Genomic DNA, 21764 nt, shown 5'->3' with positions numbered 1-21764 from the left:
TTATGGTTTTTTTTATGCGTATTGTGGGGAAGGCAACGTCAGGCGACGTTGAGCGGGATTTTCAGGTAGCGCGTCCCGTTCGCTTCCGGCTCAGGCAAGTGCCCGGCGCGCATGTTGACCTGAACCGATGGCAGGATCAGTGTCGGCATTTCCATCGATGCATCGCGCTTTGTGCGCATCGCCACAAACTCCTCCTCACTGATGCCATTACGGACGTGAACGTTGTGGGCGCGCTGGTCGGCAACGGTACTGACGAATTGCACCTCGCGGCCACCCGGCTGATAGTCGTGGCACATGTAGAGCAAGGTATTGGCCGGCAGGCTCAGCACCTTGTTAATTGACTGGAACAGCGTGCGAGCATTTCCACCGGGAAAGTCACAGCGTGCAGTCCCGTAGTCCGGCATAAACAAGGTGTCGCCGACAAATGCAGCCGTTTCGGCGCCATCGCTAACCACATAAGTCATACAGGCGGGTGTATGGCCCGGTGTATGGAGCGCATGGCATTGCAGCGTGCCAATGGCGAACGGCTCGTCATTGACGAACAGGTGATCGAACTGACTCCCGTCGCGGGCCATATCTCGACCTGTATTGAACAGAGTGCCGAACACCTCCTGCACCGTCGAAATCTGGCTGCCGATCCCTATTTTTCCGCCGAGCTTTTCCTTCAGGTAGGGCGCTGCCGTGAGATGGTCTGCGTGGACGTGGGTCTCCAGAATCCAGTCAACCTTCGCCTTGAGTTCGTTCACCCTCGCGATCAACCTGTCGGCAGACGTTGTGGCGGTGTGACCGGACTTAGGGTCGTAATCCAGCACGCTGTCTATTAAAGCGCAGTGGTGGGAGGCCTCATCCAGCACAAGATAGCTGACGGTATTGGTAGCAGAATCGAAGAATCCTTCGACGCGAAGTTTTACGCTCATGACCTGTCTCCTTAGGGGGGCTTTTACCAAGCCGCTCTCACTAAGGACTGACATAGCAATAAGTCTGCCAGGCCCTGCCCACACAAAGATATGCTTTTATCTGTATGATTTTATTCAGTTTATTTCCTACAGGTGGTTTGATCTTTTCTATATTCACCGGGATTTACTGCCATTGGCAGTCCGCGTTGACAGAGGTGGCAGTGTCATCGCAGGATGGATGGATTCTCAGGAGCCACGATGAAGACTATCCTGCCCACCCCAGCCCACTCACTTGCGCAGACGGATCAAGTGCAATCACTTGTTTCGTTTCTTGAGTACGAACCCCAGCCAATGATCGTGCTCGATCCGGACTACAACATCCTGGCAGCCAACACTGCCTATCAGCGGCAGTTTGGCAGCGCTGACACACCCTTTATCGGCCATAAGTGTTATCAAATCTCACACCATTACGATGTCCCTTGTGATCAGGCGGGTGAGAATTGTCCGATGAAAAAGGCGCAGGAAATGCGCGGGCCAGATCGTGTTTTGCACATTCACCACACGCCTCGCGGTCCTGAGCATGTCGACGTCGAATTGCGCCCGATTCTAGACGAACACGGTGTTATTACTGCCTATGTGGAGCGTCTCACCCTGGTCCGCAGTGCATCAGCGCGACCCAGCAACGAAGGGTTGGTCGGCCGTTCACCTGCCTTTAACCGTGCCCTGTCGGAGCTGCAGCGGGTGGCACCCTCAATGCTGCCGGTGCTGCTGCTAGGCGAGTCCGGTACGGGCAAAGAGCTGTTCGCCCGCGCCGTACATGAAACCAGCGAGCGGGCCAATGGACCCTTTGTCGTCGTTGATTGCTCTGGATTGACCGAAACGTTATTTGAGAGCGAACTGTTCGGCCATGAAAAAGGAGCATTCACCGGTGCCACCACACGTAAACCTGGCTTGGTTGAAACGGCCCAGGGCGGCACGTTGTTTCTCGATGAAATTGGCGATGTTCCGTTGGCCATGCAAGTGAAACTGTTGCGTCTGATCGAATCGGGCACCTATCGCCGTGTAGGGAGTGTCGAGACCCTTCACGCTAACTTCAGGTTAATTGCTGCGACCCACAAACCATTGGAAAAAATGATGGAAAAAGGTGAGTTCAGGCAGGATCTGTACTACCGCATCAGCGCCTTCCCAATTCAGTTACCCCCCTTGCGCAACCGGGTTGAAGACATTGGTTTGCTGGTGAACTCATTTCTACAACGTGCCGGTTCCGGCAAGCGCCGGCTGACGATAGATACGGATGCTCTCGCACAATTGCAGCGGTTTTCCTGGCCCGGAAATATCCGTGAATTACGCAATGTTCTGGAAAGAGCCAGTCTGTTTGCTGACGATGGGGTGATCCGCTCCATACATTTGCCCCAGGCATCCGTGCTGGCATCTCCTCAGGCCTCTACTTCAACTCCTTTCGACGGCGGCTCGCTGGTACAGGCACTGGCAACTTTCAAAGGTACCCGCAGTGAGTTGGCCAAGCACATGGGGATTAGTGAGCGTACTTTGTACAGACGCCTGAAAGAGCAGGGGCTGGCCTAGTAGCCAGCGCTCACGCCGCAATTCTGCCAATGACTGCCGGCACTGGCAGTCATTGGCAGCGCACTGATCTGCCAACCCATTCCGCGCACCGCTGGATTATTCTCTAAGTAACTGTTTTAAAGCGATAAAAACAGGATTATTCCCCTTGGCATGCCGTGTGCTAACTGCATAGACATGACCATTTCCGACAAACAACTTCAACGCCATGTGCTCACGGCAGTAGTGATCAAACTACTGCTGCTGACAGTGCTGTGGTGGCTGTTCATCCGGGATTCGCATGTCAGTGTCGACTCGAACACCATCGGCAACCGTTTCGGTGTACCCACCTCGACTCAAGGGGCAAGCAAGTGATTTCAGAACACCTGGTGGATTTGTCTCGGCTGCAGTTTGCAGCCACTGCGCTTTACCACTTTCTTTTTGTACCCCTCACGGTAGGCATGGTTTGGCTGCTGGTCATTATGGAAAGCGTCTATGTGATGACAGGTAATGTTATCTGGAAAGACATGACGCGCTTCTGGGGCAAGCTCTTCGGCATCAACTTCGCCCTGGGCGTGACGACGGGCATTACCCTGGAATTTCAGTTCGGTACCAACTGGGCGTATTACTCGCACTATGTCGGCGATATCTTCGGAGCCCCACTGGCAATCGAAGGCATGATGGCGTTCTTTCTTGAATCGACCATGATTGGCCTGTTCTTCTTTGGTTGGGATCGTCTGAAGAAAGAGCACCACTTGCTGGTCACGCTGCTGATGGCTGTTGGTACAAACCTTTCAGCGTTGTGGATTCTGATCGCCAATGGATGGATGCAGAACCCGGTGGGTTCAGAATTCAGTTACATCACCATGCGCATGGAGATGGTTGATTTTTGGGCGGTGGTTTTCAATCCAGTAGCACAAGCCAAGTTTGTACATACCGTCTCAGCCGGTTACGTCACCGGTTCGATGTTTGTGCTGTCGATTTCCAGTTGGTATTTGCTCAAGAATCGTGATGTCGAGTTTGCCAAACGCAGCTTCCGGGTGGCGGCGGCCTTTGGTCTGGCATCAGTGCTGAGTGTGATCGTGTTGGGTGACGAGTCTGGTTACACGGTGGGTGAGGCACAACAAACCAAGATGGCAGCCATGGAAGCCATGTGGGAAACGAAGCCTGCGCCGGCGGGCCTGACATTGGTGGCCAGTATTAATGAAGCCGAGTCCAAAAATAACTGGGAAGTTGAAGTGCCATGGCTCATGGGCCTGATCGGCACACGATCAGTCAGCAAGCAAATTCCAGGCATTCATGAGATTAAAGAAAAGAACCGCGCTCGAATTCTCCGAGGCATTACCGCCGTAAACGCCCTTGAAGCCGTCAGAGCCAATCGCACCGATTCGGCAGCTCTCAAGACATTCGAAGAATACAAAGCCGATCTGGGCTTTGGCCTGCTGCTCAAGAAGTATGTCGAGGACGTCAACCGGGCCACGCCGGCCATTATCGAAAAAGCCGTAAACGATACCGTACCGCGCGTGACACCTATGTTCTGGGCGTTCCGGATCATGGTAGTCCTTGGTTTTGCCATGCTCATGCTCTTCGGACTTGCCTTCTGGAGCACCTTGAAGTCGACCTGCACGCGACGCCGCTGGTTACTGCGCTGGGCGCTCTGCATGCTGCCTGCGCCATGGATTGCCTGCGAGCTGGGCTGGTTCGTTGCTGAATACGGCCGCCAGCCGTGGACCATTTACGGCGTGCTGCCGACCCACATGAGCGTATCCACGCTAAGCGTCAACAATCTCTATGGCTCGCTGGCGGGATTCATCGTTTTCTACACCGTGCTGCTGGTGGTTGAAATGTTTCTGATGGTCAAGTTTGCCCGTCAGGGTCCTGGCAGCCTCGGTACCGGCCGTTATGTTCACGATGCCCAGTTGAAGGAACTCCACCATGCTTGACTACTTCACCCTGAAAATTATCTGGTGGGCACTGGTTGGTGTATTGCTGATCGGCTTCGCCATCATGGATGGCCACGATATGGGGGTAGGTACGCTGCTGCCCTTTGTTGGCCGCAATGACATGGAGCGTCGCGTCGTTATCAATACCGTCGGTCCACATTGGGATGGGAATCAGGTGTGGTTCATTACTGCGGGCGGTGCATTGTTCGCGGCGTGGCCAGTGGTGTATGCCACGGCATTCAGCGGGTTCTATTGGGCGATGATTCTGGTCCTCTGGGCACTGTTCTTCCGCCCGGTGGGTTTTGACTATCGCAGCAAGATCCACAACGCCACCTGGCGCAGCACTTGGGATTGGGGACTCTTTGTGGGTGGGGCAGTGCCGCCCCTGGTGTTCGGGATCGCGTTTGGCAACCTGCTACAAGGTGTACCGTTCCACTTCAACGACCTTCTGGTATCGACTTATACCGGCAGTTTCTGGCAACTGCTGAATCCCTTTGCGCTTCTGACCGGCGTTGTGAGTAGTGCAATGATCACCTTGCAGGGCGGTGCTTATCTGGCGCATCGCACTGAAGGTGTTATCCAGGCGAGGGCAGTCAAAGGTGGGGTTGGTGCAGCGATCGTGCTGGTGTGTTCATTTATTGTTGCCGGCATCTGGCTGCAATGGATTGATGGCTATCGCATTACGTCGGTAGTTGATACAGCAGGACTGCCTGACATTCTCAGCAAATCCGTGGTGCGCGAAGCTGGAGCCTGGATGGCCAACTATGGCCATTACCCTTTGCTGTGGCTGCTGCCCGTACTGGGCTTGGTTGGCGCAGCAGGTGCTGCCATGTTGCTGATGATGCGTCGCACACTTTCGGCGTTTGTTTCCTCATCGCTTGCGGTGATCGCAGTGATCAGCACGGCGGGTGTGTCGATGTTTCCATTCATCATGCCGTCATCAACAGTGCCTGCGGCAAGCCTTACTGTGTGGGACAGCGTCTCCAGTCATTTGAGCCTGGCCATTATGTTTTGGGCCACGTTGATCTTCATGCCACTCATCGTGATTTACACCTCGTGGGCGTATCGCGTTATGCGGGGCAAGGTCACCGTCGCACAGATCAAAGCCAACGAACATTCAGCCTACTAGTGCCGGCAAAGGAGTAATAAACATGTGGTATTTCGCCTGGATGCTGGGAGTCGGTTTTGCATTGCTACTGGCTATTTTAAATGCGATGTGGGGCGAGAACGAAGTTGGCCGAGCCTTGAGCGATAACGACGAGACGCTGTCATGATGCCGCGTGTCGCAAACCCTCAATCGATCTCACAAATTCATTTGCTGAGTCTGATTATCGCTATAGCAATCATGCTCGCTTGTACGCTCTATCCTCCCATGATGGCCGCTCCAGACGGGAAGCCTGACCATGCTCTGGCTACTGCATTGTTCGCAGCCATGAGTGTGGCTTTTGTGAGAGGTGTTGGTTTTGTCCCGCAGAGGCTTGTTTGGCGTTGGCTTTTCTCAGGCTGGACCTGTATTGCGTCACTTGCAGTTGCTGGCGGGGTAAAGTTTCTACATTAGGATTGACGACAGAAGATGATGCAGCACTACCAAGCTATAACATGATGGCTCTCGCGCAGTCAGTGATAGCTTGGTTCCGTCTGAAATGACTTATTCAGTACCTTGGCCGACCACCACTCCGTTCACATTTTGTCCATAGAGATTGACCCCATCATTCGCGTGAAATTTTAATCGGGTCTGCTCGACAGAGCCGGCAATCATCCTTGGGTCTTTTGGTCGTTCGTGACTGTCCATAAAGGCTGCAACGTGCCACGCCTCATCGGAGGAAAGCGTTCCACCCTTACCCAAGGGCATGTTCGATTTTATGAAGCCGGCGGCGGTATTGATTCGATGCATCCCCGCACCCCAGTTGAATGAATCTTTGCCCCAAAGTGCTGGAAACACATAATCGCTTCCTGCTTTCTGACCTTCACCTTCAGCTCCATGGCATACAGAACACTGCTTGGCATAGATAGCCTTTCCCTTGGCAAGATCAAAACCTCCGGCAGGTTCAGGAATCTCGGGATAAGAACGTCCGGGCAGTTCTTGTCCTGTAGGGGCACCCGTTGCGAGCCAGTACGAGTATGCGGTAAGAGCCGCGATGACTTGACTGTCAGCTGGAGGCGGTTTTCCGTTCATGCTGAACTGAAAGCACCCTTGTAAGCGCTCAGCGTAGGTATTGACCTTGTCATTCTTTTTCCGATAGGCCGGGTACATTGTGTAAGCCCCCCAAAGAGGGGCAGAGTCGGCCTTTCTTCCCTGTTCTAAATGGCAGTTGGTGCAATTTAATCCGTTCCCTACAAACTCGGATGCGTTGGCTTTCGTATCGACAAAGATCGCGCGGCCTTGCTGGACTAATCGGCCATAAGCATTGTCAGGTAGCGTCTCCTCCGAGGGCGGGAGAAATGTGGCAGCCTTATTCTGAGCTGGATTAGGACTGTTGGGTGGTGCGGTTGGTTCTACAGTTTCAGTCGCACAAGCCATCGATATGATGTTCAAAGTAATAAGTGCAGCGATGATGGATTTCATGGCCAGGCCTCTATTTACTGAGATCAGCAAAATATTGGGAAACAGCCTCGACCTCGGTATCGGTGAGTGAGCGCGCAATGTGGCCCATGAGATCGTCTTGATCATTTTTTCGAGTTTGCTGCCGCCAGGCATTCAGTTGTGATTTGAGGTACTGAGCCGATTGACCGGAGAGTGGCGGAAAGGTGGCACCGACACCGATGCCACTTGGACCGTGACAAGCTACGCACTCGGGAATATTTCGATCCCATGCGCCTCTCAGGGCCAGGATTTCTCCGGGGCCTTTTGCTGCGTGCGCACGATTCACTGGTTTTACCGCTGGACTTGGCATCTTGGCGAGCATCACTGCGAGGGCTTTTGACTCGTCTTCGCTCAATGCCTGAGCGATGGGCTGCATGATTGGATTGCCTCTAGTGCCTGAGCGGAAATCAGAGATTTGCTTCGTCAGGTAATCAGCAGGCAGGCCTGCAAGCCTTGGAAAACCCGCCGAAGGCATGCCTAAACCGTCCGCACCATGGCAGGTTGAACAGGCTATGGCTCCTGGATTTGCCCCTCCCTGGGAGAATATTTTTTGTGCGTCTGCTGCAAAAGCGGGCGTCGCAGATGCACTGGATAAAATACAAACTAATGCCCATCGCGAGATTTCCATCGACTAGCCTCATTGTTATTTTTCTATAACAGGAGATTTGATCAATTAGGTTAGTCGTAACGTAGGGGCTCGTAGGCGGATTTCATGACTTATTTTGGTCACAACGAATCCCTTTATGCTATTAGCCAGTTCTTTCGAAAAACAGCTCTCTGTATTTTCAGCAATATCATCATTGGATACTGTGGCGGGGATTCCTGATGATCGATGAACCCTCAATAGAAGGACTAAGCTCTCTAGTCAGCTTAGCAATAGAAACGCTCCTTTATGACCTTCAAACCAAGGTTCTGCGTTTGCCAACAAAATGTGCCCCTGCAAATGGAAAACCGAGTTTGGTGCAGACGTTGTCGAGTCGTGCCTCACTGAGTAGTGCTCGGTTTGATAACAAGGGAACGATTTTTCAGCGTTCAGATACACCCACTCCGCTCATGAGCACCTCAGCGCCCAGTTGAGTCGTGCGCACAGGAGATAATCATTGATGAAGCAGGTGGACGGCGTAGCAGATGAGCAAACACCAATCCCCCCGCATTCCGAGGCCTGGCACTCCCTGCCTGCAGATCAGGTAACGAACCTGCTTGAGGTCAACGAGCATGTCGGGCTGCAGGCAGACCAAGTACAAGCCCGTCTTGGCCGCACTGGTTTCAACCGCCTGCCAGCAGCAGCACGTCGACCTGCGTGGCTGCGATTCTTGCTGCAATTTCACAACATTCTGATTTATGTGCTTCTAGGATCCGCTGCGATTACCGCGATGCTGGAACATCTGTGGGATACGGTGGTGATTCTGGCGGTGGTTATTGCAAATGCAATCATCGGTTACGTCCAGGAAGGCAAAGCGGAAAAAGCCATGGATGCGATCCGACAAATGCTGGCACCGCGCGCCGCAGTCATTCGTGCTGGCGAACGCTCGAACATTGCAGGCGAGCAGCTGGTACCGGGCGATATTGTATTGCTGGAGTCCGGCGACAAAGTGCCTGCTGATCTACGCCTGCTGCGCGCGAACAGACTTCAGATTCAAGAAGCCATTCTGACCGGCGAATCCGTACCCGTAGAAAAAAATACCAGGCCTGTGGGCCTTGAAGCGCCCCTGGGTGATCGTGTTTGCATGGCGTACAGCGGCACCCTCGTGACATGCGGACAAGCAACTGGAATTGTAGTGGCTACCGCAACAGCGGCCGAGATCGGACGCATCAGCACTTTACTTGCACAAGTGGAAACGCTGACTACCCCGCTGGTTCAGCAAATGAACGTAGTTGCGCGCTGGCTGACGATCTTGATTCTGTTAGTCAGCGGCCTTTTGCTCGTGTTCAGTCACTATGTCGGGCATTACGAGTTCACCGAGATCTTCATGGTCGTGGTGGGGATGTCGGTGGCAGCGATACCTGAAGGGTTGCCCGCCGTCCTTACCATTACGCTGGCTGTCGGCGTCAGGGCGATGGCAAGCCGCAATGCCATTGTGCGTCGCCTGCCGGCCATCGAAACGCTGGGCTCGGTGTCCGTTATCTGCACTGACAAGACTGGCACACTCACACGTAACGAAATGATGGTGGCATCGGTCGTCACGCAAGACTTCATCTTCACGGTCGACGGCGCAGGTTATCAGCCAACGGGAAGCATCAGTCTTGCGGATCAGCCAGTCGACCTATCGTCTCATCCAGCGTTGACGGAACTGGGGCGAGCTGCCTGCCTGTGCAACGATGCGGTGCTGCGTCAGCATGAAGACTTATGGAGGGTAGAGGGAGACCCGATGGAGGGTGCCTTGTTGGCATTTTCCGGAAAAACCGGAATCGTCAGCGATGAAGATCATCGGGCCTGGCCCCGCACCGATGCCATTCCGTTTGATGCGAAACACCGATTTATGGCGACCCTGCATCACAACCATGCTCGACACGCCTCTATCTATGTGAAAGGCGCGCCGGAGCAGATACTTGCCATGTGCACAAAGCAACTCGTAAACGCTGGCGGGACTGAACCGCTCAACGCGAACTACTGGCATGAACAGGCAAACACCATTGCTGCCAAGGGGCAGCGTGTGCTGGCGTTTGCAGTTAGATCAGTCCCGCCCGAGCAAACCGTATTGGAGTTTGAGGATGTGCAAGGAGGGTTGACACTGCTGGGGATGGTTGGGCTGATTGATCCGCCCCGACCAGAGACGATCAGAGCCGTTCAGCAATGCCAGGCGGCGGGCATTGCCGTAAAAATGATCACTGGCGATCATGGTGGCACCGCTGCTGCCATCGGTCGCCAGATTGGCCTGCACAATCCCGACAGGGTGCTGACTGGCGTAGACCTCGACGCCATGAGCGATACTGACCTCAAAGAGGCGGTAAAAGACGTCAATATTTTTGCGCGTACCAGCCCTGAACATAAGCTCAGGCTGGTAATGCTGTTGCAATCGATTGGCATGACCGTGGCAATGACCGGTGATGGCGTTAACGACGCACCAGCGCTGAAGCGTGCCGATGCCGGTATCGCCATGGGTGGAAAGGGCAGTGAGGCCGCCAAGGAAGCCGCAGACCTGGTGCTGGCAGATGACAACTTCGCATCCATCGTGGCGGCGGTACGCGAAGGCCGGACAGTCTACGACAACATCAAGAAAGTGCTGAGCTGGACGCTGCCTACCAACGCGGGCGAGACCATGACCATCATCGTCGCGTTGTTACTCGGCATTACACTGCCGGTGACGCCAATACAGATTCTGTGGATCAACTTGATTACCGCAGTGACACTCGGCATCGCGCTGGCGTTCGAACCGACCGAAGAAAACACCATGCGCAGACCGCCACGCTCGCGCAAACAGCCACTCATAAGCGGTGCTTTAGTCTGGCATATGGTGCTTGTTTCTATTCTGTTTCTCTGCGGCGTTTACGGCATTTTTTCGTATGCGCTCGACCGTGACTACTCAATTGAGTTGGCTCGCACGATTGCGGTCAACACGTTGGTGGTGATGGAAGTTTTTCACCTGTTCTTCATTCGCAATATCTACAGCACATCGCTTACCTGGAAGGGGATTCGTGGCACCAAGGTCATCTGGATGACCGTTGCAATGGTGACCGTCGCTCAATTTTCCATCACTTACGTGCCACTGCTGCAAAGGGTTTTTGCAACTGAAGCGATCCCTTTCTTTGATGGCCTACTGATCATCGGGATTGGCGTTACGTTCTTTGTAATCATCGAGATTGAAAAACAGATTCGAATCCATTTGGCTGAGTAGTGCTTACGGGGAGTAGCAATATCCTGAAGTAAGGTCCACATGCTGATCGTGGACTGTTGGTATGGAATTCGCTCCGAGTGGGATTTGTGCGAAAGGCCCATTTTTCAACTGATGTATAGCTGGCACGACGATCAGCCCGCCGCCAATACCTCGGCCGTGATGCTGCTGACGGTTCCGATCAATACGAACAGTAGTCATGCAGACATCGGCATCTCCACAAGGGGAATGCCGGTTTACTGGTCTGACGATAACATTTGGCCAGGAACCAGCCCGGCTGGCTGCAAGTATTTCTAATAGGGAAGGCCTTCCTCAATGGGTAACGTCAAGTCTCGGGACCATTCGTTCCAGGACCCGAGGTAAAGGCGAACGTTCCTGATTCCGGCTTCTTCCAATGCCACAAAGGTATTGGAAGCACGTGCGCCTTTGAAGCAAAACACGACCACAGGTGTATCGGGGCCGATTCCGACCGTAGCGCACTCGGCGAGAATCTCGCTGGGTGACTTGAACATCGGTCCCTGAGCGGTTGGCTTCATCATCCGGTACCACTCCAGCCAGACGGAGCCAGGGATGCGACCCTTGCGCGGGCAGAAATCTTTTCCATAGGGCGATGAGCTTTCGCCGATCCATTCATCAACGTCCCGTACGTCGAGTTTCACGATGTTGGGGGTGGCAACTATCCGTTTCATTTCGTCCAGGTCGACGAAGAGGCTGCGTTCTCCATTGGAAGATGGAAACGTGGCAGTGACAGGCGCGGAAGCTTCACTGGTACTGGGAAGTCCTGCGTTGCGCCAGGCGCTGTAGCCGCCATGCAGAATCTTGATTTTGTCGCGAGGGTAGCCAAGATAACGCAGTAGCACATACCCCCTGCAGGACTGTCCAAATCCAGTGGTCATGGATTGCTCATATACAAGCGCTATCTCCCTGCCAGACAAGCCTGCCTTCGCAAACGCCTGGGCGAATAGTTCATGCAACTTAGCCAGGCCCTCGGGCGTGGTAGTAGCCAAGTACGTGAATATTTCATGGATATTTACTGCGCCCGGCAGGTGGGCCTCGGCGTAACTCGCAGCATCTCGGGTGTCGATGAGCACGACGGGCTCACGCTTGATCAATTCGTCCAGTTCGGAGGGCGAAACGAGAACTCTCTTGTGCATGAGGAATCTCCTATTGCAGAGTCAGACGATCCCAGCCTTGAATGAAAAAATTATTTAACCCCCTCTACGCGCTATCTCTGGAAAGCACTACTTGAGCATTTTCAATGTAATGAAGGCGGTAAAGTGCTCCTTGATTAAAATCAACTCTTTGAGCGAAACCAGTGGTTTGGACTAAGGCTCGTTCAATGGAGAAAAAAGTTGGAGGGCAGATTTTTTTCTACTCCAATCTGCCAGGGGGAGACGGTAGCTTCAGGTCGATTTTCCGTCATCGTTGAGGTCCGATTCTCCGTTGGTGATCGTACCTGAGTTCAGGCGGTATCCGTCTGGTCGAGTCATTTACCCAGCCCCGCGAGGCCAAGACAGGGTGTGCAGCTAAATTTAAGTGGGCAGCAGTTCCAGCCTTTTAAGCGGGTGTTTCACGCAGCCGCTTCGCCGCTTCTACTCCAAATCCCCCAAAGGCGCTGAGCATATGAGTGGATAGCTTTGGGCCGATTGTGTTGAAAAAGTCGATCCTTCCAGACTGCCCCCATACTGACTGCGGAAAACGCCTTTTTTGCGCGCAGTTATGCGAAATCTGAGCCCGGAATCCGCTGCTCAAAGTAAAGATTTCAATCTCGGTCGCGTACTTTTCTGCCGCGGAAACCATCGTCGACTTTTTCAGCGGAATCGGCCGAAAGCTGACTTTCGAGCACAGTCAAAACACCCTACATATTTGTCTCGAGCAATTTTATTTGGGCGGGACTCGGTGCTGTCGGAAGGGTAGGGTTGCGGAAACTACTGAAAAGATGCGGAAACGATTCAGAAATGATGTACCGCAGAAACGACAAAGCCCTGAAAAATCAGGGCTTTGTCGGTACAAATATGGCGGAGGCGATGGGATTCGAACTCATGGACCTGTTACAGTCGACGGTTTTCAAGACCGTTGCCTTAAACCACTCGGCCACACCTCCGTTTGCGTTGCGGGCGCCATAATACCTGAATGAAACACACTGTCAAACTCTCTGCATAGCTTGTTACAGAGCGTCTGTTATGATCTTTGCGACTGAACGTTTCATACCAACAGGAGTGTCGCCATGCGCGAACAGGATTACGCAGTTAATAACAGCGTGCAGGCTGAGCAGCTAGAGGTTAGCCGCGTCCTGCGCAATACATACGGCTTGCTCGCTCTCACCCTCGCATTCAGCGGCGTGATGGCGTTCGTCGCTCAGCAGATGCGTGTCGGCTACCCGAACGTGTTCGTGGTGCTGATCGGCTTCTATGGCCTTTTCTTCCTTACTAACAAACTCCGTGACTCGGCCTGGGGCCTGGTGTCGGCATTTGCCCTGACCGGTTTCATGGGTTTCCTGCTCGGCCCTATCCTCAACCGCTACCTGGGCATGCAGGGCGGCGCTGAAGTGGTCAGTTCGGCGTTCGCGATGACTGCACTGGTGTTTGGTGGTCTGTCAGCCTACGTGCTGATTACCCGCAAGGACATGAGCTTCCTCGGCGGTTTCATCACTGCAGGCTTCTTCGTGCTGCTGGGTGCGACGCTGGCGAGCTTCTTCTTCCAGATCAGCGGCCTGCAACTGGCGATCAGCGCAGGTTTCGTGCTGTTCTCCTCGGTCTGCATTCTGTTCCAGACCAGCGCCATCATTCACGGCGGCGAGCGCAACTACATCATGGCGACCATCAGCCTGTATGTATCGATCTACAACCTCTTCATCAGCTTGTTGCAGCTGTTTGGCATCATGAGCCGCGATGATTGATCGAAGGCCTTGAGTAAAAAACCCGCTTAGGCGGGTTTTTTATTGCCTGGGATTCAGGGTTACTCGGCAATGACGATGTTGCCATCGGCCTGTTGGCGGTAAATGGTGTAGGGCAGCAGCAAGGTGTCGAGTGCGCCGGACATCACCACGTCAATCAGCACGATGGCTGGAGCGTTGGTGTGGGTTTGTGCATCCAGTCCATTTTGCAGCGGCGCATTCAGACTGCAAAAATCATAAGTCACACCGCTGTAGATTCGCGGAATGGCGCCGCAATAGGATTTCTGATCCTTAAGACTTTTAGACGCCACTTCGTCACCGCGCACGGCCGTTTGAATCGTGCCGCAGCCCGTCAGTATCAGCGCCGCCAGTAGCATTGCCTGGGTTTTCATACCGCCAATCTTTCGCCGGAAAAACCTCAATCTACGCCAGTCGGGAGCAAACATCACCTATGCCATCGGTGGCAACCGGCGTTTGACCGGAGTCTTCTTCACGATTGCCGTGTTGGTTTCGGCGTGGGTATTGAGGCGGTCGAGCAGGGTGTCCAGTTGTTCCATGGAGCGTACATGCAGGCGCGCGATGAAGCAGTCGTCGCCCGTGACTTTGTCGCACTCGGTGAATTCGGGGATTGCCTGAATCTGTCGCTCCACTTCCTGCAACTGACCCGGCAAAGGACGAATCCGCACGATGGCCTGGAGTTGATAGCCGAAGCATTTCGGATCGATTTCCACCGTGTAGCCCTTGAGCACACCGCGTTCTTCGAGGCGGCGCAGACGCTCGGCGACACTGGGCGAGGACAAGCCGCTGAGGTGCGCCAACGCCTTGAGCGAGCGTCGTGAATCTTCCATCAAGGCGCTGATTAGCACTTGGTCGATATCGTCGGTCATGGCGAAACCTCTGTAAGGCAATAAATTGAAACTGCCTTGATAAAAAAGGCAGAAACCGAGTTTAGCCTGCTTTTTGCGCTGGAGAAGCCCCCGGGTGGATTGGCATACTTTGCGCTCAAACACAGGAGTCTGAAGATGGACAAATCAATACGTCGCGGCTCATTCGAGATGAGCGCCGCCATGCTGATCTCCGGGACCATTGGCTGGTTTGTGCTGGTGTCCGGGCAACCGGTGCTGGACGTGGTGTTCTGGCGCTGCCTATTCGGGGCGGGCACCTTGCTGATGATTTGCGCGGCGTTCGGCTTCTTCCGTCCCGGCATTCTGACCCGTATCACTTTCCTGTTGGCGGTGCTCAGCGGCGTGGCGATTGTCGGCAACTGGGTGCTGTTGTTCGCATCCTATTCGCGCGCCTCGATTGCCATTGGCACGGCGGTCTACAACGTGCAGCCGTTCATGCTGGTGGGCCTGGCCGCGTTGTTCCTCAACGAAAAGATCACCCTGCAGAAGCTGTTCTGGCTGGGCATTTCCTTTGTCGGGATGCTCGCAATTGTCAGCGCCCATGGCGGGCAGGGCGAGAGCGGTAATGATTACCTGATGGGGATTGGTCTGGCGCTGGGTGCTGCATTCCTTTACGCCATTGCCGCGCTGATCATCAAGCGCCTGACCGGTACGCCACCCCATCTGATCGCCTTGATCCAGGTCTGCACCGGGGTGCTGTTGCTCGCACCGTTCGCGCACTTTTCAGCACTGCCGCAAGCGCCGAGTGCCTGGGCCAGCCTGGTAACGCTGGGCATCGTCCACACCGGTGTGATGTATGTGCTGTTGTACGGCGCGATTCAGAAACTGCCGACGGCGTTGACCGGGGCGTTGTCGTTCATCTACCCGATTGCAGCGATTTTTGTCGACTGGTTTGCCTTCGGCCATCGTCTGGAACCGTTGCAGTGGCTCGGCGTCGCGGCGATTTTGCTGGCCGCCGCCGGTATGCAGCAGGGCTGGGGCTTCAAATCGCGCAAGTTGGCGGCTCAGTAACGTCAGATGTTCCAGCGCGGCGCGGTCTTGGCCAGTCGCTGGCGCATCTCGCCGATGTTGGCGGCGAACTGTCGGGTCAGCAGCCGATAACCGTCGAGCGGACTGTAGACCGGCGCTTCGAGACTTGAAGCGGGCGGCAAGTCGACGGGCCGGCTCAGCCGTTGCGACGCTCCGGTTTTCAATGCCCGCGCCATCCCGATCAATTGCACGCGGATCTGCCGATGCTCGGCAGTCATTGCCGATTGCAATTGCGCCATGGCGTTCGAGTCGCTGGGGTCCGGGCGAGTGTTGGCAAGAATTTCCAGGGTACTGATGCACATGCGTAAATTGCGCTGAATGGCATCCAGTTCGGTCATGGAGATTTTCACTTCCTTGGACACCGACGGCATCAGCGAGCGCAATTGCACCATCACCGAATTCAGGCGCCCCATGAGTTTGAGGTGGTCGTCATCGCTGACAGGCTGGCCATTGATGATGCGCCCGTAGATCGTCGCGCAATCGCGCAGCGCATCGGCCAGTTTGTAGCGCCAGGAAAACACCGCATACAGCGGCAACGCAAAGGAAAACGCCAGCGCCAAGGCGATGCCAATCAGAATATCCACCCCACGCCATAAGCCGTCCGTAACCGGGTTGTCACCGTGCCCGGCGACGATAAATACGGTGATCGCCGCGAGCAACGCCGTGTAGCCTCCCTTGCCAATGGCGTGATACGAGAAAACCCCGCACACCACCGACATGGCGAAATAGGTCAGCCACGGCATTCCGAGCCAGGCCTGTTGCGCGACAAGCAGCAGACCGACGCCGGCCCCGATCAACGTGCCAATGGCCCGTTCGGCGGCTTTTTTGCCGATGTTGCCGTGGTGCTGCAAGCCACCAATCACTACCAGCATCGTCACCGACGCCCATTCACCGTGCGGCAAATGGATGCCGGTGGTCAGCAGGATCGTTGCCAGCAACCCAAGCGAGACCCGCACCGCATGAATCAGTCTGGCGTGGCGATAGCGCCGGTACGGGTCCAGCAATGGACGCAGCAGTCGGCGCAGCAGCGGTGGCAATCGATGGCTGAAGGTACTCAGGCTCGGTGTCCTCAGAAAATGTAATCGGTGGTCAGGAAGCTCGAACTGCGTCCACTGATGATCTCGCTGATGAGGTCCTTGTTGGTCTCCTGGAACTTGGTCGCGACCAACGTGCGGATCGAAAACACCCGCAAGGCATCATGCACCGACAACGTGCCTTCGGCCGAATTCTTGCGCCCGTTGAACGGGAAGGTGTCCGGACCGCGCTGGCATTGGGCGTTGAGGTTGATGCGCCCGACCTGGTTGGCGAACGTGTCCACCAGTCGGCCGACCGCCACCGGGTTGGTGCCGAAAATACTCAACTGCTGGCCAAAGTCCGATTCCAGGACGTAATCGATCACCGTGTCCAGATGGCGGTACGGCACGATCGGGATGACCGGGCCGAACTGTTCTTCCTGGTAGACACGCATCTGCGGGGTCACCGGGTACAGCACCGCGGGGTAGAAGAACGAGGCGCGGGCCATGCCGCCGTTGGGGTTGACCACATTGGCGCCTTTGCTTTCGGCATCGGCGACCAGCGAATGCAAGTAATCAACCTTGCCCGACTCCGGCAACGGGGTCAGCGCCACGCCGCTGTCCCACGGCATACCGGGTTTGAGGCTGGCGAGTTTGGCGTTGAATTTCTCGATGAACGCTTCGACCACGTCTTCGTGGACAAAGAGGATTTTCAGCGCGGTGCAGCGCTGGCCATTGAACGACAGCGAGCCGGTCACTGCTTCACTCACCGCGTTGTCCAGATCGACCTCTGGCAGGACGATGCCGGGGTTCTTCGCATCAAGACCCAGCGCCGCACGCAACCGGTGAGGTTTTGGGTGGAGTTTTTTCAGGTCGCTGGCGGCTTTGTTGGTGCCGATAAACGCGAAGATGTCGATCTTGCCGCTGGCCATCAAGGCGCTGACCGTCTCGCGGCCGCTGCCGTAGATCACGTTGATCACCCCGGCCGGGAAGCTGTCGCGGAACGCTTCCAGCAACGGACGAATCAACAGCACGCCGAGTTTGGCCGGTTTGAACACCACGGTGTTGCCCATGATCAGCGCCGGAATCAGCGTGGTGAAGGTTTCGTTCAGCGGGTAGTTGTAGGGGCCCATGCACAGAGCCACGCCCATCGGGACGCGACGGATCTGGCCGAGAGTGTCCTGTTCCAGCTCGAAGCGGCTGGAGCGGCGGTCGAGTTCCTTCAAGGCATTGATGGTGTCGACGATGTAATCGCAGGTGCGGTCGAACTCTTTTTCCGAGTCCTTGAGGTTCTTGCCGATCTCCCACATCAGCAGCTTGACCACCGCCTCACGCTGTTGACGCATACGACCCAGAAAGGCTTCGACGTGCTGGATGCGTTCGGCCACGCGCATGGTCGGCCACAAGCCCTGGCCGCGGTCATAAGCACGGACGGCGGCGTCCAGCGCGGTCAGCGCAGTGTCGGCGTCCAGCAGCGGCGTGCTGCCGAGGATCACTTGCTCGTCGCCATTCGCGCCGGTCAGGTACACCGGGCTGCGGACCTGGGCGAGCGGCCCGTCCCAGGTTTTCAGTTCGCCATCGACCAGGTACTCGCGCTGCTCGGTCTGGCCATCGAGGCGGTACTTTTCCGGGATGTCGGCGAGGCTCGGAAACAGGTTGTCGAGAATGTTGGCTGTGGTCATATCGCTACCCCCTCTGAATTGGGTCATGCACTGATGAATCGTTTTAGCAGACCTCGGCCTCGCTTGTCATGACTCATCTCAGCGTTTTGTGCCGGTGCGTGATGGCGCGCGGATTTCATGGCGCAGCGGTCATGGCCTCAGAAGCCCCCCTTGTTGGCCCCCAATGCCCTCAACCCGCCCACGCCGGGTGCCTTAGTGTTGAGCTCTGTTGATCACAACAATAAACGGTGCACCCGGCTGACCGGGCACCCCATGAGAGGAACGCCATGCGGGCACGCCGATTCAGTGAAAAGCCTAGCCTCTGTTTTGCCCTGGTGGGGCTCGTGGTGTTGCTCGCAGGGTGTGGCGAAGAGCCGAAACCCCCGGCGACGCACATTGACGCGGCTATCGCCAGGCCCGCCGACACCGAGCTGGCGCAGGTCTACGACAACAGTTGCAAGCTCTGTCACGCCAACCCGGCGGCCGGGGCACCGCTGACCGGCGACAGCAAAGCCTGGGAGCCTCGGGTGATGCAGGGCGCCGACACGCTGCTCGATCACGCGATCAACGGCTACAACGGCATGCCACCGATGGGCCAGTGCGTGCAGTGTTCAGAGGAACAGTTCCTGGCGCTGATTAGCTTCATGTCCGGCCAGCACATCCCACAATAAGAACGACAGGGTGCGATTCATGACGATGGACTTAACACGGCGTCAGTTGTTGCAACGGGCGAGTGTCATTGGCGCCTTTACCGCGCTCGGCTCCACACCGGTGCTGGCCGAACTGCTGCGCGCGCCACGGCTGATCCCCTGGCGTAACTGGTCGGGTGGCCAGAGTTGCCTGCCGGCGGCGCGGTTGGCGCCGAAGAATCTGGACGAGCTGACCCAGGTTGTACGCCAGGCTCCCGGCAAGATTCGCCCGGTGGGTTCGGCGCATTCCTTCAGCGCGCTGGTGCCCACAGACGGCACATTGCTGTCCCTGAGCTATTTCACCGGGCTGCTCGATCACGACGCGAAAACCCTGCAAGCCGAGTTCGCCGCCGGCACGCCGATGTCGCGCATGGGCACACCGCTCAAAGATGTCGGCCAGGCCCTGCAAAACATGGCCGACATCGACTACCAGACCCTCGCCGGCGCCATTTCTACTTCGACCCACGGCACCGGCAAGAACTTCCAGTCCTATTCGGCCCACGTCTGCGGCCTGCAATTAGTGACGGCCACGGGCGAGGTGCTGGACTGCGACAGCACACGTCATCCTGAAGTCTTCAGCGCGGCACGGGTGTCCCTCGGCGCGCTCGGTGTGGCGACGAAAATCCGTCTGCAAAACCGCCCCGCGTATCGCTTGAGGGAACGGCAGTGGATCGCCAGGACCGAAGAGTTGCTGGAAGACCTCGACAAGAACACCCGGGACAACCAGCACTGGGAAATGCTCGTGGTGACCCATTCCGACTACGCCTTGTCGATCGCCCTCAACGAAACCACCGACCCTGCGACACCGCCGATTCCGGCGGATGAGGAGGGCGGTAACGAATTCGTGACCTTGATCGAGAAGATCGACAAGTACGGCAGCGACTTTCCGGACCTGCGCCGCACCCTGCTCAACAGCCTGCGCCACCTCGCCAGTTTCGACGACCGGGTGGGCGACTCGTTCGACATCTACGCCAACGTGCGCACGGTGCGTTTCAACGAAATGGAATATTCAGTGCCGGCCGAGCACGGCCCGGCGTGTCTGCGCGAAATTCTCAAGCTGATTCAGGACAAGGACCTGCGCACCTGGTTTCCGATTGAATACCGCTACGTCAAAGCCGACGACATTCCCCTGAGCATGTTCGAAGGCCGCGACAGTTGCTCGATCTCGGTCCACCAGCATTATCAGATGGACCATCACAACTTCTTCGCCGCCATAGAACCGATTTTCTGGAAGTACAACGGCCGGCCGCACTGGGGCAAGTTGCACACGCTCAACGCGAAAAGCCTGCAGCCGCTGTACCCGCGTTGGCAGGAATTTATCGAGGTGCGGCAAGCGCTGGACCCCAGCGGCAAGTTCCTCAATGCGCACTTGTCATCGATTCTGGGGGTGAGCTGATGGCGGTCAATCGACGCAATTTCCTGATGGGGGCCGCCGGCGTCAGCGTGTTGATGGCGGGTGTCGGGGCCTGGCTGCGGCCGGGTGATCGAGGCGCGCCGTACAGCGATTATTTCCATACGCTGAACCGCGAGCTCAAGGAACACGGGCCGATGCGGCCGGTGATGCTGATCGATCTTGATCGGCTGGATCACAACATCGATGCGGTGATGCTGTCGGTAAAACGCGGCGGCAAGCACCTGCGCCTGGTAGAGAAATCACTGCCGGCGCCGGGGCTGCTGACCTACATTGCAAAGCGCGCGGGCACGCAGCGCTTGATGTCGTTTCATCAGCCGTTTCTCAATCATGATGCGGTGCAGTTTCCCGAGTCCGACATCCTGTTAGGCAAACCGCTGCCGGTGCGTTCGGCCGAGTTGTTTTATCAGTCGCACAAAGGGCCTTTTGATCCCTCGAAGCAATTGCAATGGCTGCTTGATACGCCTGAACGACTTCAACAGTACCTCGCGCTGGCGCAGGGATTGGGTACGCGATTACGGGTGAACATTGAACTGGATGTCGGGCTGCATCGTGGAGGTGTCAGCGATGCGGGTGTGCTCGGACCGATGCTGGCACTGATCAGCAAAAATCCTCAGCACCTGGAGTTCGCCGGCTTCATGGGCTACGACCCGTTCGCGGGCATGGGCGTGCCGGGAATACTGGGCTCGCCCGAAGAACTGTTCGCCAAGGTGATGGTGATTTACAACCGCTGCGTCGACTTCACCCGTCAGCAATATCCCGGCCTGTGGCATCAAGGACTGACCCTCAACACCGCTGGCAGCCCGAGTTATCGCATGCACGAGCATGAACAGCTCAGCACGGAGGTTTCGGTGGGGACCGCGATGCTCAAGCCGACACACTATGATTTGCCGTCGCTGGTGGAACATGTGCCGGCGGCGTACATCGCTACGCCGGTGTTGAAGAGCACGGGGGCGGTGAACATTCCGGCGCTGGATGACAAGTCCCGGTTGTTTTCGTGGTGGGACACCAATCAGCGCGAGACGTTTTTCATCTATGGCGGTAACTGGATGGCGGAGTTTGAATCGCCATCGGGGTTGCAGAGCAACGGGGTGTATGGCCGCAGCTCGAATCAGGAAATGGTCAATGGTTCGGCGGCGGTGGGGCTGGGGGTTGAGGACCAGGTGTTTTTGCGGCCGACTCAGACGGAATCGGTGTTGTTGCAGTTTGGGGATTTGCTGGCGGTTCGGGGAGGGCAGATTGTTGATAGCTGGCCGGTGTATTCCTGATGATCGTTCCCATGCTCTGCGTGGGAGCGCCTCAACGGACGCTCTGGCTCTTGATGGGCTGCGGAGCGTCCCAGGC

General features: G+C 56.1%; 21 protein-coding genes and 1 tRNA gene. 13 read left to right on the top strand and 9 right to left on the bottom strand.

Going from position 1 to position 21764, the window contains the following annotated elements; all coding sequences use genetic code 11:
• Window positions 1–38 precede the first annotated feature (38 nt).
• Window positions 39–917 carry an MBL fold metallo-hydrolase gene (locus H8F22_RS11820; RefSeq protein WP_027923712.1) on the bottom strand — a complete coding sequence of 293 codons (879 nt, stop codon included), beginning with the start codon at window positions 915–917 and terminating at the stop codon, window positions 39–41.
• 237 nt (window positions 918–1154) lie between these two features.
• On the opposite strand from H8F22_RS11820, the gene H8F22_RS11815 reads away from it, so the two are divergent.
• The 6 genes from H8F22_RS11815 to H8F22_RS11790 all read left to right on the top strand — a co-directional run bounded on the left by H8F22_RS11815 (window position 1155) and on the right by H8F22_RS11790 (window position 5957).
• Window positions 1155–2480, top strand: coding sequence for a sigma-54 interaction domain-containing protein (locus H8F22_RS11815; RefSeq protein ID WP_050590189.1), 1326 nt, complete (start codon window positions 1155–1157; stop codon window positions 2478–2480).
• A 174-nt stretch (window positions 2481–2654) separates the two neighbouring features.
• Window positions 2655–2831 (top strand): cytochrome oxidase putative small subunit CydP, encoded by a 177-nt coding sequence (cydP, locus tag H8F22_RS11810; protein ID WP_194940195.1) that lies wholly within the window; start codon window positions 2655–2657, stop codon window positions 2829–2831.
• Window positions 2828–4399, top strand: a complete 1572-nt coding sequence (locus H8F22_RS11805; protein WP_194940194.1) for a cytochrome ubiquinol oxidase subunit I — start codon at window positions 2828–2830, stop codon at window positions 4397–4399. The genes cydP and H8F22_RS11805 overlap by 4 nt, the downstream gene beginning before the upstream one ends.
• A complete protein-coding gene (gene cydB / locus H8F22_RS11800; RefSeq protein WP_194940193.1) occupies window positions 4392–5528 on the top strand; it encodes a cytochrome d ubiquinol oxidase subunit II in 1137 nt (378 codons plus the stop codon). Before H8F22_RS11805 ends, cydB begins: the two co-directional genes overlap by 8 nt.
• A 22-nt stretch (window positions 5529–5550) precedes the next feature.
• Window positions 5551–5673 (top strand): cytochrome bd-I oxidase subunit CydX, encoded by a 123-nt coding sequence (cydX, locus tag H8F22_RS11795; protein WP_010459227.1) that lies wholly within the window; start codon window positions 5551–5553, stop codon window positions 5671–5673.
• Window positions 5670–5957, top strand: coding sequence for a cyd operon YbgE family protein (locus H8F22_RS11790; RefSeq protein ID WP_027923717.1), 288 nt, complete (start codon window positions 5670–5672; stop codon window positions 5955–5957). Before cydX ends, H8F22_RS11790 begins: the two co-directional genes overlap by 4 nt.
• 90 nt (window positions 5958–6047) lie before the next feature.
• Here H8F22_RS11790 and H8F22_RS11785 read toward each other — a convergent pair whose 3' ends face one another.
• Window positions 6048–6965, bottom strand: a complete 918-nt coding sequence (locus H8F22_RS11785; RefSeq protein ID WP_194940192.1) for a c-type cytochrome — start codon at window positions 6963–6965, stop codon at window positions 6048–6050.
• A gap of 10 nt (window positions 6966–6975) precedes the next feature.
• Entirely contained in the window at window positions 6976–7611 is a 636-nt protein-coding gene (locus tag H8F22_RS11780) for a c-type cytochrome (protein WP_194940191.1), read from the bottom strand.
• 475 nt (window positions 7612–8086) lie between these two features.
• Between H8F22_RS11780 and H8F22_RS11775 the strand changes: the two genes are divergently transcribed.
• Entirely contained in the window at window positions 8087–10819 is a 2733-nt protein-coding gene (locus H8F22_RS11775) for a cation-transporting P-type ATPase (protein ID WP_194940190.1), read from the top strand.
• 39 nt (window positions 10820–10858) lie between these two features.
• The gene (locus H8F22_RS11770) at window positions 10859–11113 is read left to right on the top strand and encodes a hypothetical protein (protein WP_032833516.1); all 255 of its coding nucleotides are present in this window, start codon (window positions 10859–10861) and stop codon (window positions 11111–11113) included.
• On the opposite strand, the gene H8F22_RS11765 is transcribed toward H8F22_RS11770, so the two are convergent.
• Complete coding sequence (locus H8F22_RS11765) at window positions 11110–11970, bottom strand: sulfurtransferase (RefSeq protein WP_194940189.1); 861 nt, start codon at window positions 11968–11970, stop codon at window positions 11110–11112. The genes H8F22_RS11770 and H8F22_RS11765 overlap by 4 nt on opposite strands.
• 862 nt (window positions 11971–12832) lie before the next feature.
• A tRNA-Ser gene (locus tag H8F22_RS11760) sits at window positions 12833–12920 on the bottom strand.
• A gap of 123 nt (window positions 12921–13043) precedes the next feature.
• Between H8F22_RS11760 and H8F22_RS11755 the strand changes: the two genes are divergently transcribed.
• Window positions 13044–13715: a Bax inhibitor-1/YccA family protein gene (locus H8F22_RS11755; RefSeq protein WP_027923729.1), complete on the top strand. Its 672-nt coding sequence runs from the start codon at window positions 13044–13046 to the stop codon at window positions 13713–13715.
• 59 nt (window positions 13716–13774) lie between these two features.
• On the opposite strand, the gene H8F22_RS11750 is transcribed toward H8F22_RS11755, so the two are convergent.
• The gene (locus tag H8F22_RS11750) at window positions 13775–14104 is read right to left on the bottom strand and encodes a YceK/YidQ family lipoprotein (protein ID WP_027923730.1); all 330 of its coding nucleotides are present in this window, start codon (window positions 14102–14104) and stop codon (window positions 13775–13777) included.
• A gap of 57 nt (window positions 14105–14161) precedes the next feature.
• Complete coding sequence (locus H8F22_RS11745; protein ID WP_059182827.1) at window positions 14162–14599, bottom strand: Lrp/AsnC family transcriptional regulator; 438 nt, start codon at window positions 14597–14599, stop codon at window positions 14162–14164.
• A gap of 135 nt (window positions 14600–14734) precedes the next feature.
• Here H8F22_RS11745 and H8F22_RS11740 point away from each other — a divergent pair, with 135 nt between their 5' ends.
• On the top strand, window positions 14735–15628 hold the full coding sequence (locus H8F22_RS11740) for a DMT family transporter (protein WP_059182828.1): 894 nt from the start codon (window positions 14735–14737) through the stop codon (window positions 15626–15628).
• A 2-nt stretch (window positions 15629–15630) separates the two neighbouring features.
• Here H8F22_RS11740 and H8F22_RS11735 read toward each other — a convergent pair whose 3' ends face one another.
• Together H8F22_RS11735 and H8F22_RS11730 are read right to left on the bottom strand one after the other, a co-directional pair.
• Window positions 15631–16674: an FUSC family protein gene (locus tag H8F22_RS11735; protein ID WP_032833532.1), complete on the bottom strand. Its 1044-nt coding sequence runs from the start codon at window positions 16672–16674 to the stop codon at window positions 15631–15633.
• Window positions 16675–16715: 41 nt separating this feature from the next.
• Complete coding sequence (locus H8F22_RS11730) at window positions 16716–18341, bottom strand: NADP-dependent glyceraldehyde-3-phosphate dehydrogenase (protein ID WP_027923734.1); 1626 nt, start codon at window positions 18339–18341, stop codon at window positions 16716–16718.
• A gap of 266 nt (window positions 18342–18607) precedes the next feature.
• On the opposite strand from H8F22_RS11730, the gene H8F22_RS11725 reads away from it, so the two are divergent.
• From H8F22_RS11725 to H8F22_RS11715, 3 genes are all read left to right on the top strand, one after another.
• Entirely contained in the window at window positions 18608–18991 is a 384-nt protein-coding gene (locus H8F22_RS11725; RefSeq protein WP_194940188.1) for a c-type cytochrome, read from the top strand.
• Between the two features lie 19 nt (window positions 18992–19010).
• Window positions 19011–20405, top strand: a complete 1395-nt coding sequence (locus tag H8F22_RS11720; protein ID WP_059182831.1) for a D-arabinono-1,4-lactone oxidase — start codon at window positions 19011–19013, stop codon at window positions 20403–20405.
• A 74-nt stretch (window positions 20406–20479) separates the two neighbouring features.
• Entirely contained in the window at window positions 20480–21688 is a 1209-nt protein-coding gene (locus H8F22_RS11715; RefSeq protein WP_194940389.1) for a DSD1 family PLP-dependent enzyme, read from the top strand.
• Window positions 21689–21764 lie beyond the last annotated feature (76 nt).

Origin of the sequence: Pseudomonas mucoides, assembly GCF_015461845.1 — a bacterium.
In the GTDB taxonomy this organism is placed as follows: Bacteria; Pseudomonadota; Gammaproteobacteria; order Pseudomonadales; family Pseudomonadaceae; genus Aquipseudomonas; species Aquipseudomonas mucoides.
The sequence above is the reverse complement of the archived record's forward strand: the minus strand, read 5'-3'. Positions and strand labels throughout refer to the sequence as shown.